Genomic DNA, 13089 nt, shown 5'->3' on the forward strand with positions numbered 1-13089 from the left:
TCTCATGGTGCCTGGGAGGCGGTGGTCAGTTGCCGACCGACTTGCGGTACGCGCTCGCCGAGCGGCTGAGGATCGTGTCGGCGCTGTCGCCGCCGATCGGCGTCATCTTGGAGAAGTCGGGACCGCCCGCGTCCACGGGCGCGCCCGCGGGCACCCACGGGTTGCTGAGCTGCTGGAAGGCGTCGTCCATGTGGGCGTTCTGCCAGTCCATCCACGGCAGTCCGGTGTTCTTCAGCGCGGGCTGGGTGGAGATGGAGCCGGTCTTGGTCAGCCACTCCTTGTAGTTCTCCGGGTCGGAGAACATCGTCAGCCACTCCATGGCCAGGTCCTTGTGCTTGGCGGTCGTCGGGACCATCCAGGTCAGGTCGGGCTTGAGCATGAGGCGGTTGGCCGCCGGGGTGTCGGTGCCGGGCATGGTGAAGAACCCGAGGTTGAGCGTGGGGTTGGCCTTCTGGATGAGCGCGCCGTCCCACGAACCGTCCAGCAGGAACGGGTAGTCGTCGGACTTCGCGGCCCAGACGCCGGGCGCGGTGAGCTGGGCGACACCGGCCGCGTTGGGCTCGATGTACTTCATGACCTTCTCGTAGCGGCCTGCCGCGTCCTTGTAGACCTGGTCGGTCCAGGACTGCGTGCCCTTCCAGAACGCGTCGGCCCGCTCGCTCGACACCTTGACGGAGTCCGAGGCCGGGCGGCCCTGCATGAGGGTCTGGTTCACCGAGCCCTGCCACACCCCGCCCTGCATGTTGTCCTTCGCGGCCACGAAGATCGGGGTCTTGCCCGCCTTCTTCAGCGTCTCGCAGTCGTCGAGGAACTCCTGGAAGGTGGTGGGCACGCCCATGTGGTACTTGTCGAGAAGATCCTTCTTGTACCAGATCGACCCGGCGGCGGCGTACTGCGCGGCCATGACGCCGTAGACCTTCCCGTTGCGCCCGACCGCGGCGGCCTGGGCCGTCGCGTCGTAGTTCTTCATGAACGGCTGCGCCGACAGGTCGGTCATCTGCCCGGCGTCGATCAGGGCGGCGGCGCCCGCGGGCTTGAGGCTGGTGTAGCTGGGCGCGAAGCCCGCCTGGGTGGGCGCGGAAAGGGCCAGTACGTCAACGGACTTGGACTGGAGCAGGCTGTTCCAGAGCTGCTGCCAGGCGCCGTTGTTGTTCGGCGCCTGCTGGAGCTTGACCTTCACGCCCGGATGGGCCTTCTCGAACTTGGCGTTGAGGTCCTGCGTGAACTCGATCGCGCCCGGGTTGGTCCACTCGGCGACGGTCAGGGTGGTCGTGGCGCCGCCGCCGCCGGACGAGGAGGAGCCGCAGCCGGTGAGCGCGGCCGACACGCAGGCGGTCGCCGCCAGCAGCGTGACGAAGGTACGGGGTCGCATGAGGGTGGGGCTCCTTCGTTTCGAGTTCGGTTCGAGTGCGGTGCGGGGTCGGTTCGGGGTCGGTTCGGGGTCGCTTCGAGTGCGGTGCGGGGTCGGTGCCGGGCGGGCGCGCGTCAGGGGCGCTGGAGCGCGCCGTCGGCCCGCCGCGGCGGCTTCCACGCCTGGCCGGGCTCCGCCGCGCCCTTGGGCGGGTACTTCAGCGCCAGCCGCTCGTCGAGGTCGACGCCGAGACCGGGCGCGTCGCTCGGCCACAGGTGGCCGTCGCGGATCTCGGGGCAGCCGGGGAAGACCTCCCGCGCGGCCGGGCCGAACAGATGCTGTTCCTGGATGCCGAAGTTGGGGGCGGCCAGGTCGAGGGCGAGGTTGGCGGCGTGCCCGACCGGCGAGACGTCGCCGGGACCGTGCCAGGCGGTGCGCACGCCGAACATCTCGCAGGCGGCGGCGAGCCGCCACGCCGGGGTGATGCCGCCGATCGCCGACACGTGGACCCGGATGAAGTCGCACAGCCGCTCCATGACGACCGGGCGGTACTCGGCCGGGTTGGTGAACAGCTCGCCGATCGCGATCGGGGTCACCGAGCGTCCGCGCAGGACGCGCAGCCACTCGATGTCCTCGGGCGCGACCGGGTCCTCCAGATAGAACAGGTCGTACGGTTCCAGGTCCGCCGCGATCCGTACGGCGTCGGTGGGGTGCACCCGCTCGTGCACGTCGTGGATCAGCTCGACCTCGGGGCCCGCGTGCTCCCGCAGGTGCTCGAAGAGGCCGCGCACCGTGCGCCGATAGGCCGCCGGGTCCCAGGCGTTGGGGGTCAGCGCCTTGGCGGCGCCGGCCGTGGCCGCGGCGGCCGGCGCCCCGTAGGTGCCCGCGCCGGGCACGGCGACCTGGCAGCGGACGTGCCCGTACCCCTCGGCCATCAGGGCCAGCACCTCGTCGGTGACCTCCGCCGCGTCCCGTCCCGCGGCGTGCGCGTACACCGGGACCGCGGTGCGGCAGCGCCCGCCGAGGAGCTGCCACACCGGAAGTCCCGCCTGCTTGCCCTTGATGTCCCACAGGGCCATGTCCACACCGGACAGCGCGTTGTTGAGCACGGGACCCGACCGCCAGTAGCCGCTGACGTGCAGGGTCGACGCGATGTCCGTGATGTCCGCAGGATCGCGGCCGATGAGCTGCGGCGCCAGATACTCGTCGACCGCCGTGGCGACCGCCTTCGCCCGCTGCGTGAAGGTCGCGCAGCCGAGTCCGTACAGGCCGGGCTCGCTGGTGTCGACCCGCACCACGACGAGCGTGGTGCCCGCGGGAGCGGTCAGGATCGTCCTGACCCCGGTGATACGGACGCCGGACGGCTGCGCCCACGGCGGCTCTGCGGGCACGGACTCCTTGACGGGTCCGGCGGAATCGGCGGCGTGGTCGGTCACGGGAGGGTGCTCCTGGTTCTGTGCGAAGAGGCGTTAAGGGGTGCGCGGGACGGTCAACTGCCGATGCCCCAGCGGGTGTCCACGCGACCGCCGGTGAACTGGGCGCCGGTGCCCCAGAACGGCGCGAAGTTGTAGCAGCCGGACGTGGGCGGCTCCGCGGCGGTCGTCCAGTACGTGGCGCCGTGACCGCCGGTTCCCGCGTCCGTCACCTGGAAGGCGAAGGACATCGGGGTGACGGCGCCGGGCTGCGCGCTCTTCACCGCGGCGGCCACCTCGGGGAGTTGGCTCCAGGCGAGCGCGACCTCGTACCTGGTCACCTTGTTGACGTCGTCCCGCGACACCAGCACCCGGCCCTCGGTGCCGCCGTCCGCCTTCGCGTCCATCGGGCCCAGCGGCGTCGGGAGCGTCGCGTTGGTCGGGTAGTACGTCTGGTAGTTGGTGCCGGGCGCGAGCTGCCGGTGCAGTTCGGGGACGCCTCCGGTGGCGAGCGTGACGACGTACAGGTGGGAGAGCGACCGCAGGCACTTCTCGTAGTGCGCGTCCCCGACCAGCAGATCCTCGGTCTTGTGGGCGACCGCGTCGAAGCCGAGCTGGATGCTGTCCGCCTTGAACGGGAAGAGGTACTCGTTCGCCGCGAAGGGCACGTTGGAGAGCTGGACGTCGTCCTCGATCAGCGCCCTGAAGTACAGGAAGCCGTCGTCCCAGGCGGCCTGGAGGCTGTACGTCTTGGTGTCACCGGCCGCGCCGGTGCTGGTCATCGTCACCGGGACGACGTCGTTCCACTGGCTGGCGCTTCCGCCGACGGTGATCTGACGGAACGGCAGATACGTGAGCTGCACCTTCCGCGTCCCGGTCTGGTGCACCTGCGCCGAGCCGCGCGGCACCGTGATGTCGTAGCCGATCTCGTACTGGTTCGCGGAGTTGGCCGTGAACGACGTCACGGGGAAGGTCAGCGTCTTCGTCTGGCCGGGCTTGAGGCTGATCCACGGCGAGACCGACAGCGACACCTGCCAGCCGGACGGCGGGGTGATCACGACCTTCGCGTTCTGCGTCTGCGGCGAGACGTTCTCCACCAGGACGTCGATGGTGCTGCTCGCGCCCAGCGGCCTGGTGAAGGACTGGACCTCGACCTTCAGCGGGGTGTCGTAGTCGAAGGCGGCACCCGTGGTCAGCACCGACTTCAGCGCCTCAGGACTCAGATCGCTGTCGAAGTACAGGACTTCCCACGGCTTGACCTGGAGCGTGACGGACGGCGAGGCTCCGTCGGCTAGGCGGCGGCCGAGGTAGTCGTAGACCCGCACGCCCTGCGCGCCGTTGAGGGTGACGGTGCCGTTGTACCCGGCGCTCTGGTCCTCCATCGTGCCGTCGTAGAGCTGGTCGGCGTAGACGGCGGCCCGGCCCTTGCCGTCGGCGCCGCGGAACAGAAAGCCCCACGTCGACTTGGCGTTCGGGTACAACTCCTCTTCCAGCGTGGCGTCTTCCAGCAGGCTCGTCATGGTCGCGTAGGCGACGACGGCGGGCTTGGGGGACTTCGTGGCGATGTCGTAGATGTTGAACTCGACGCCGGAGTAGGTCTTGTCGTAGGACAGCGAGAACCAGAAGATCCGGATCGGCGAGTCCTCCTCGGCGCCCGCGAGCATGTGCAGCAGGTACGTCGGCGCCACCGTGCGGGCCACGCCGTACCCGGCCTGTCCGGCCGGCAGATGGGTGAAGTTGGCGTCGGCGTTGCCCAGTTCGGTCTGCCACTGCCCGGCGCGGCCCTGGGTGCGCGACCAGAGGCGGTCCATCTTGACCTGCGTCTTGGTCATCGCGTACTGCGTGGCGTCGGGGTAGCCGTAGGCGTGGTTCACCGAGCCGTCGATGTAGCCGGTGTCCTTGGAGCCCCGCGCGTACACGATGTCGCGGTTGTACGTGACCGAGCCGCCGCCGATCAGATTCACGTCGGGGAACTCGGGCTTCACCCGGTCCCAGATCAGCTTGCACATGTCGCGGTAGTCCTGGGCGTCACCGGTCATCCACGCCCAGCCGTGCACCCAGGGCTCGTTCCACACCTCCCAGTTGGGGACCAGGTCCTGGAGCGGCGCGATGCAGTGGTAGACCATCTCGGCGTGCGCGACCAGGTCCTTGGGCCGGTTCTGGTAGGTCTTCACCGGCTTGCCGTCCGGGCCGGGCTGCACATTCCACGACATGTTGTAGTTGATGCCGGCGAGGGCCTCGATGCCGTGGGCGTGCCAGTCGGCGATCTCGGCCCGCGCCGCGTCGATCTGCGGCTGCTGCCAGAAGACGCCGGGGGACGGGCAGACGGTGTCCGGCTGCACGGCGTCGATGCCCCGGCACCACTTGACGCCGATGCGCTGGGCGATCTGCCGGGTGATGGCGGGAGTCGACTCCGAGCGGATGCCCAGCCCGAACGCCGAGTTCGGCCTGCGGCCCGCAACGGTCGGCCGGATCACGCCCAACCCGAGCGTCTGCGACAGCAGTTGGGCACCGGAGGCGTTGGTGACGGTGGCCGTGACGGCGTAGTGGTCGGGATCGTACGAGCCCAGCGGGATCGTGGTGGTGGTCTGCGTACCGGCCGGGGCGGTGAACGCGGTGGTGCCGCTGTTCAGCGGCGCCCCGGCGCGGGCGGCGACCGACCAGGTGACCGAACCGCTCAGCGCCGTCGTGGGGTTGAAGACCACGAGGAGGTCGGGGGCGGCCTTCGCCGTACCGGTCACCGGGTAGAGGCCGGTCGGGTCGGAGAATCCGAAGGCGACCACGGGCAGCGCGGCGGCTGCCGCCGTGCCCTCGGGCGCCGCGGCGCGGGCGCTCGGCGCCAGGCCCCAGTCCATGGCGCTCGCGGCGGCGGCGCCCGCGACGGCGGCCGCTCCGTAGCCCACGACCTTGCGCCGGGAGACCTCCGCGGGGGTGGCCGTCGCCGAGGTCGGCGTCGCCGGGGTGGTGCGGTCGGATCTGGCGTGGCTGTCTGTCACGGTCGGTCCTCTCCAGGGTTCAGCGCGGGGATTGTTCGGGTGCCACCGGCCGGATGACGCACAGGCCGGAGGGCGGGACGGCGATCGGGGTGAGTCCGGGGCCGAGCGTGCGCGGGCCCGAGGCGGCGGGTCTGCCGCAGGCGTCGAAGACGTCCAGCCGGACGCGGACGCCGGGCCCGGCGACGCCAGGAGCGTCGATGTCCAGGCCCGACCCGCCTGCCACGCCCGCCATGCCTGCCACGCCCGCCACGCCCGGCCGCTCGACGCCGGGGTCCTCGATGTCCAGGACCACGCGCGGCCCGGCGGTGGAGTTCACCAGGGCGACCTCGGTGAACTCCGCCAACTGGAGCGGGACGACGTGGTGTTCGGCGTAGCAGGCGATGACGGCGCGCCGTCCCAGGGCGGCCGTCACCGTCTGGTGGAGCTGGTCGGGACGTCCGGCGCGGATCTCGCCCCGGTCGAGGACATCGGCGTACGTCCGCCGGACGCCGAGCCAGAAGGCGGTCATCGCGCGGTGCTCCGCGCTCTGTCCGGCCAGCGCGACGGAGATCTGCGGTGCCGAGAACAGCGCGGAGTGCAGCTGTCGGGACGCCGCTTCCGCCGGGGCGGCCGGGTCCCACATCAGCATGTCCGAGTGGACCGCCGCCGATCCGGCGAGCACGCCGGTGTCCAGCGTGCGGACCCGGTTCGCGGTGGCGTCCGCCGGGCAGTCGGCCGCCCGGAACATGTTGCCGAAGCGCCGCATGCCGGGGCCGGTGTAGGGCTGTCGCAGCTCGATCAGCAGCTCGTCGCCGCGCAGTTCGTGCAGCCGCTCGCGCAGTTCGGTGAGCAACAGCCGTATGCCCAGGCCCACATCGGCGACGTCCGCGACGTCGAGGTCGGCGGGTGCCTCCGCGGTGACACCTCGGCAGGTGTCCTTACCGGTGCCGGTGCCTCCGCCGGTGTCAGGTCCGGCGGCGGTGGCGACACCGGTACCGGCGTCTGTGGAGGCACCACGGCCCGCACCGGTGCCGTCATCGCGGCCGGTCCTGACGTTCTCATCTGCGGCGTTCTCTTCGGCAGTCGGCCGGTCGGCCCCATGGACCTCGACCTTGTGAACTTCGACCGCGTGGACTTCGACCGCGTGGACCTCGGCCGCGTGGTCCCCGCCCGCGAGTTCCTCAGCCGCGTACTCCTCCGCCGCGTACGCCATCGCGAAGTCCAGGAAGTCGATCTTGAGCCCGTCCAGGCCGTAGCGCCGGACGAGGTCGACGCAGGAGTCGACGGCGAAGCGCCGGGCGGCCGGGCGGCGCGGGTCGAGGACCCGGCAGCCGAGCCGCGTCACCTCGTGCGGCGCGACCCGCGCCAACTCCTTGTACGCCGGGGTGCGTTCGCCGACCAGCAGGGGTGCGATCCAGGCCACGTACCGCAGGTCCAGGCCCTGCACGGTCCTCACATGCGCGGCGAAGTCGGGGAATTTGGCCGGGTCCGGGGTCCACGCGCCACTGCCGGAGTAGCCGGGACCGTCCGCGTGGAGCTGCCAGCCGTCGTCCAACAGCAGCACCCCGCAGCCCATTTCGGCGGCGAGCACGGCTTCGGCCTCGACGCCCGCCGCCGTCAGCTCGCGGTGCATCGAGTACCAGGTCGAGTACGCGGGCGCGCGGGCCGCGTCGGGTACGGGCAGCGGCGCGGCGTCCGCGAGACCGCCGGTCACCTCCCGTACGGCCTCGGCCCACGGGCGGCCCGGGGCCTGGACGCGAATCCGACAGGTCTCCCCCGCCGCGAGGTCCATCGAGAGCCACACGCCGAAGCGGGCCGACTCCTCGCCGACACCGAATCTGACCCGCGTGGTGGCCGCGATCCGGTCGGACGCGAAGGCCAGCAGCGCGCGGCCCGCCGTGTCGTACAGGCAGCCCAGCGGCGCGGAGTCGACCAGGCCGACGGTGCGCCAGGGGTTGGCCCAGTCCGCCACCAGGTGCCGGTCCCAGCCCGCCCCCGGATGCCAGTAACCCGCCGCGTCGCCGAGCGGAACGGCCAGCCGCAGTACGGCCGTTGTGGCCGCGTCGGCGCGCAGTTCGAGCACGTCGGCGTCCGCGGGACGCCCGGCGCCCCCGTCCGCACCGGCCACGTGACCGCCCGTGGGCTCGACGCTCAGCCGCGCGCCGTCCGTCAGCAGGCTGACCGCAGCGCCCCGCACACGCAGGGCGTCGCGTGCGGCCCACATCTGCGCCGGACTGGCGAAGTCGGCCATCACCGCTCCTTTCCGAGGTCGGGGAAACATGTCTGACCAGCTGAGACAACGTTGCCTGACGAGACAAGCGGCGTCCCCCAGGGGGTTGGAGGGGATCACGACGCCCGCGCCACGGCTCCGGCCGTGCGCGCTCACCGACAGGCGGCGCCTTCGTGCCTGGTCAGCTACGTCCTGACGGCTGTCGACAGATCAACCACGCATACCGGAAGGAGCACCGGACAGCAGGTCCGACCCGGCCGCCCTCCGCAGGCGGTCGTGCTGAACCCTAGCCACCTGAGACAACGTTGCCTAGAGTTTTCGCGCGAGTGACAGAGAAATCCCGCGCGGAGATCCGGAGAGCGACCGTGTCACAAGCCGTTCACCCGCACGCGCCGGACATCTCCGTCCCCGGCGGGGTCGGGGCCGGGGTCGGGGTCGGGGTCGGCGAGGGTCCCGTCGTGGACCACCGCACCGGCGAACTGGACTGGGTGGACATCCCGTTGGGCGCACAGTGGCGCGCCGCCCTCGCCGACCGGGAAACGGCGCACGGGGCGGCCCGTACCGGCATGAGTCTCGGCGCGGTAGCGGTACGGGACCGCGCCGGTTGCGTGGCGAGTGGGGACGTTCGCGGGGGTGAGTGCGGGGGTGAGCGTGGGGGGGCGGGGCCTGAACAGGACCGACGGCGGCCCGGTTCAGTCCCGCGCGGGACTCGGCGGGGCCCCCGCGCCGGTCACCGTCCGGCGCCCGGCCGCGCCGCGCCGTGCTCGACCAGGGTGGTGGGGATGACCACCGTCTGGGGCCGCGACTTGTCCCCCGCGATCCGCCTGAAGAGCAGTTCCGCGCCGATCCGGCCGATGGCGCGGGCGTCGTAGGACACCACGGTCAGCGGGTGGGCCATCAGCGCGGCGGTCTCGAAGTCGTCGAAGCCCACCACTTCGACGGCGCTGCCCGCGCCGCCCGCGCCGGCCTCGCCGCCGAGCCGGTTCAGCGCGCCGAGCACGCCGAGCGTGAGCCGGTTGTTCAGCGCGAACAGCGCGGTCGGCGGCTGCGGCCCGGTGAGCATCCGCTCGACGGCGGCCTCGGTGTCGCGCACGGTGTGCAGGCCGTATCTGATCAGGTCGGGGCGGTACGGCAGCCCGGCCCGCTCCAGCGCGGTCTCGGCGGCCGACAGCCGCTCGACCATGGGGTGGATGCTCAGCCAGTCCGAGACCACGCCGATCCGCTCGTGGCCGCGGGCCGTCAGGTGCTCGATCGCGGACCGCGCGCCCGCCGCGTTGTCGATGAGCACGGTGTCCGCGCGCAGGTTGGTGGGCGGCCGGTCGAGGAACACCGCGGGGGTGCCCATGTCGATCTCCGCGCGCAGGTAGACGTGGTCGGCGGTGCTGCCGGCCGGTACGACCAGCAGCCCGTCGACGCGTCGCTCGCACATCTGCAACAGCAGTCGGCGTTCCCGCTCGGCGTCCTCCTCGGAACTGGCGGTGATCAGCAGGGTGTCGTTCTCCAGGGCGCACTGCGCCGCGGCGGCGGCGATGCCCGCGTAGAACGGGTTGGCCAGGTCCTCGATGAGCAGGCCGACCGTGGCCGAGGTGGACTGCGTGCGCAGGTCCCTGGCCATGTTGTTGCGGCGGAAGCCGAGCCGCACCACGGCGGCCCTGACCCGCTCGGCCATCTCCGGATCGACAGTGGACACGCCGTTGACCACACGCGAGACCGTTTTGAGACTGACGTCGGCCTCCCGGGCGACGTCGGTCATCGTCGGCCGCCGCGGGGCCGCGCCCGGGCTCGGTGTACTCACGTGCTGCTCCCCTCGGCGACGCGGCGCCGAGGGGAGGGCCAACGTTGTCTCACGCTCGGATCATACCGCCGCCGGGGTCGCCGAAATCACCCTACGCCATCGGCTGCCGCCTCCCCTTCCGTCAGACCGAACCCGAGCGTGAAGCGGCCCGGTACGGCGGCCAGATGGTGCCGGGGCTGCAACGCGTGTCCGCAGGAGGCGCTGCCGAGGCCGTGGTGTTCGAGGTCGACATTGAGGTGGATGCGGCCGTCGGGCCTGAGGTCGGCGGTGTGCCTGGCCGCCGCCAGGGCCGCGGTCGACCAGGGCCGCGCGGTCAGGTCGAACCAGGGGCTGCCGGTGATCTCCAGGCCGGGCCCCGCGGAGTCGCCTTCGGGACCGGTGAGGCGGGCCCAGCGCACATGCCGCCGGTTGCCGTTCTCCTGCGGGTACACGTACGGCGTCTGCGCCTCGGCGACCGTGGTCGCGTACCGCCCGACGCGGACGGCCTCCTCGCTGTCCCGGTAGGACTCGCCGGGACCGAGGCCGAACCAGCTCAGCCGGTCGAGCGCCGCCGGGAGGGTCAGCGCGACGCCGAGCCGGGGCAGCGGTACCTCCCAGGTGCCGACGGGCCGGGTGTCGACGGTGAGCACGAGCCGGTCTCCGGGCCCGGTGGTCCAGTGGTAGTCCGCCAGCATCGCGAGGTCCAGGCCCGCCGGGGCGATCCTGGTCCTCACCGTGAGGCTCGCCCCGCCCGCCGAGATCTCCAGCACCTTGTGCCGGAGCCGGTGCAGGCCGCTGCGGTGCCAGGCGGCCAGGAGCGGCGACCGGCCGTCGTTGTCGATCGGGGCCCGCCACAGGTCGACGCGGGGGCCTTCGAGCGCCAGGTCACCGAGGCGGAGCAGCCGTCCGTCGGCCGCGTCGAACTGTCCGGCGCCGAGGCTGATCGTTCCGCGGCGGCGCGCCCGAGGGGTGGTCGTGGTGGAAGCCGCGCCCGCGGGTCCCGCCGTCAGCGTGGTCGTGGTGGAAGCCGCGCCCGCGGGTCCCGCCGTCAGCGTGGTCGTGGTGGAAGCCGCGCCCGCGGGTCCCGCCGTCAGCGTGGTCGCGCCGTTGCCGTCCGGGGCGAACTGGGACCAGGCGACGGTGTGCCCGGCTCCGGCCCACGACTCGTCCGCGCCGAGTTGCGCGCTGAGGGTCACCCAGCGCTCCCCCGGTCCCGCCGCGGCGAGCGCCTTGGCCAGGCTGTCGGGCCAGTCCGCGCGGCGGGTGTCGCCGGGGCCGGTCACCGGAACCTCCCACGCGCCCTCCCCCGCCTGCTCGCCGTCGACTTCGAGCAGCCAGACCCAGCGCAGGTAGCCGGTGTCCCGCGTGTGGTGCAGATTGCGGATCTCGACTCCGCCGCCGTCGCGGCGGGCGGTGATCCTGACCGGCTCGATGACCTTCGCGTACTCCAGGAGTCCGGGAGAGGGGGTGCGGTCGGGGAAGACCAGGCCGTCGGCGACGAAGTTGCCGTCGTGGACGGGCTCGCCGAAGTCGCCTCCGTAGGCGTAGAAGAGCGTGCCCTCCTCGTCGCGCTGGGCGACGCCGTGGTCGATCCACTCCCAGACGAAGCCGCCCGCCAGCCGGGGGCTGCTCTCGAACAGCTCCTGGTACTGGCGCAGTCCGCCGGGGCCGTTGCCCATCGCGTGGGCGTACTCGCACAGCAGGAACGGCATCGCGCGCCTGCGGGCGTCGTTGGCCGGGTCGCCGGTGAGCGGTTCCTGGCGCGCGGCGACCGCCGCCACGAACGCGTAGTCGGGGTACATCACCGAGTACACGTCGGTGTAGGCGCAGTCGTCCCAGTCGCCCTCGTAGTGGATCAGCCGGTCGGGGTCGCGGTCGCGGATCCACTCGGCCATGGCCGCGAGATTCGCGCCGACGCCGGACTCGTTGCCGAGCGACCACATCACGACGCTGGGGTGGTTCTTGTCGCGCTCGACCATCCGCTCGGCCCGGTCGAGCAGCGCGGGGCGCCACTCGGGCTCGTCTGAGGGGTTGCGGCGCCAGCCGTTCTCCGAGAAGCCGTGGGTCTCCAGGTCGCACTCGTCGACCACCCACAGGCCGTGTTCGTCGCAGAGGTCGAGGAAGGCGGCGGCGGGCGGATAGTGGCTGGTCCGCACGGCGTTGATGTTGTGCCGCTTCATCAGCAGCACGTCGGCGAGCATCGTCTCGCGGGTCAGCGCGCGGCCCCTGACCGGGTCCCATTCGTGCCGGTTGACGCCGCGGAAGACGAGCGGCCTGCCGTTGGCGGTAACGACGCCGTCCTCGACCACGACCCGGCGGAAGCCGATACGCAGCGGGACGCGTTCGGTGGCCGTGACGAGTTCGCCCGCGTAGAGCCGGGGCTGTTCGTCGCTCCAGGGAGTGACGCCCGGCGCGGTGTGCGGACCGGCGGGATCGGCGTCGGTGATGCCGAGTTCGGGGACGCTCAGGCGCGCGTCGCCCGCGCCGTCGACGTCGACCCGCAGGGTGCCGGTGCCGGAGTGGTGGTCGTAGTCGGCGTGCACGAAGAAGTCGGCGATGCCGCCGCCCGGCCGGACCAGCAGCCGTACGGGGCGGAAGACACCCGACAGCCACCACATGTCCTGGTCTTCCAAGTAGCTGGCGGACGACCACTGGTGGACCCGTACGGCCAGCACGTTGCGGCCGGTCCGCAGGGTGTCGGTGACGTCGAATTCGGTGGGCAGCCGGCTGCCCTTGCCGTCGCCGAGCGGCCGGCCGTTGAGCCAGACCGCGAAGGCGGAGTCGACGCCCTCGAAGCGGAGCACCGCGGTGCCGCCGTCGGCGAAGCCCTCCGCGACGTCGAACTCCCTGCGGTACTCGCCTGTCGGGTTCTCGTCGGGCACGCGCGGCGGGTCGACGGGGATCGGGAAGGTGACGTTGGTGTACGCGGGTGTGCCGAAGCGGCCGGGTCCGGGGACGCCGTCCATCTGCCAGGACGAGGGCACGGGGACCGTCGTCCACTCGGCGGCGTCGAACTCCGGGGCCTCGAAGCCCACGGTCACGTCGTGGAGACCGTCGCCGAGCCGGAAGCTCCAGTCGCCGTTCAGGTCGAGGGCGGGTGCGTCGGAGTCGAACGACGCGCGGGGCCGCAGCCGGCCGTTGCCGGGTGATACGTCCTCGACGTAGGCGCAGGCGTCCGGGCTTTCGCTCCGGTTCTGGGCGTGGTCCATCGGTGCGACCGGTCCTTTCCGGGGGTCTGGGGCGTACCCATAGGGGTGTACGAGTCGGGGCTGACGCGTCAGGCGGCGGGACCGCGCGGGGCGGGGATGATGTACGGCGGGCTTGCGCGAAGCGGGGCTGACGCGGGG

The 13089-nt window shown here is 72.2% G+C and carries 6 protein-coding genes; all 6 read right to left on the reverse strand.

Annotation, left to right across the window (positions count from 1 at the left end):
- Positions 1-25 precede the first annotated feature (25 nt).
- A complete protein-coding gene (locus ACIOC1_RS23595) occupies positions 26-1372 on the reverse strand; it encodes an extracellular solute-binding protein (RefSeq protein ID WP_355333127.1) in 1347 nt (448 codons plus the stop codon).
- 113 nt (positions 1373-1485) lie between these two features.
- Positions 1486-2787 carry an enolase C-terminal domain-like protein gene (locus ACIOC1_RS23600; RefSeq protein ID WP_401721068.1) on the reverse strand — a complete coding sequence of 434 codons (1302 nt, stop codon included), beginning with the start codon at positions 2785-2787 and terminating at the stop codon, positions 1486-1488.
- A gap of 53 nt (positions 2788-2840) precedes the next feature.
- Positions 2841-5759 carry a hypothetical protein gene (locus ACIOC1_RS23605; protein WP_401856260.1) on the reverse strand — a complete coding sequence of 973 codons (2919 nt, stop codon included), beginning with the start codon at positions 5757-5759 and terminating at the stop codon, positions 2841-2843.
- Positions 5760-5778: 19 nt separating this feature from the next.
- Positions 5779-7989, reverse strand: coding sequence for an alpha-galactosidase (locus ACIOC1_RS23610; RefSeq protein WP_401856261.1), 2211 nt, complete (start codon positions 7987-7989; stop codon positions 5779-5781).
- Between the two features lie 709 nt (positions 7990-8698).
- Entirely contained in the window at positions 8699-9763 is a 1065-nt protein-coding gene (locus ACIOC1_RS23615; protein WP_401856262.1) for a LacI family DNA-binding transcriptional regulator, read from the reverse strand.
- Between the two features lie 86 nt (positions 9764-9849).
- Positions 9850-12951: a glycoside hydrolase family 2 TIM barrel-domain containing protein gene (locus ACIOC1_RS23620; RefSeq protein ID WP_401856263.1), complete on the reverse strand. Its 3102-nt coding sequence runs from the start codon at positions 12949-12951 to the stop codon at positions 9850-9852.
- Between the last annotated feature and the right edge of the window lie 138 nt (positions 12952-13089).

This window comes from Streptomyces sp. NPDC088197, assembly GCF_044741185.1.
In the GTDB taxonomy this organism is placed as follows: Bacteria; Actinomycetota; Actinomycetes; order Streptomycetales; family Streptomycetaceae; genus Actinacidiphila.

Coding starts and splice junctions, on each gene's coding strand:
- ACIOC1_RS23595 (WP_355333127.1), bottom strand. CDS start 1,372: ATGCGACCCCGTACCTTCGTCACGCTGCTGGCGGCGACCGCCTGCGTG.
- ACIOC1_RS23610 (WP_401856261.1), bottom strand. CDS start 7,989: ATGGCCGACTTCGCCAGTCCGGCGCAGATGTGGGCCGCACGCGACGCC.
- ACIOC1_RS23620 (WP_401856263.1), bottom strand. CDS start 12,951: ATGGACCACGCCCAGAACCGGAGCGAAAGCCCGGACGCCTGCGCCTAC.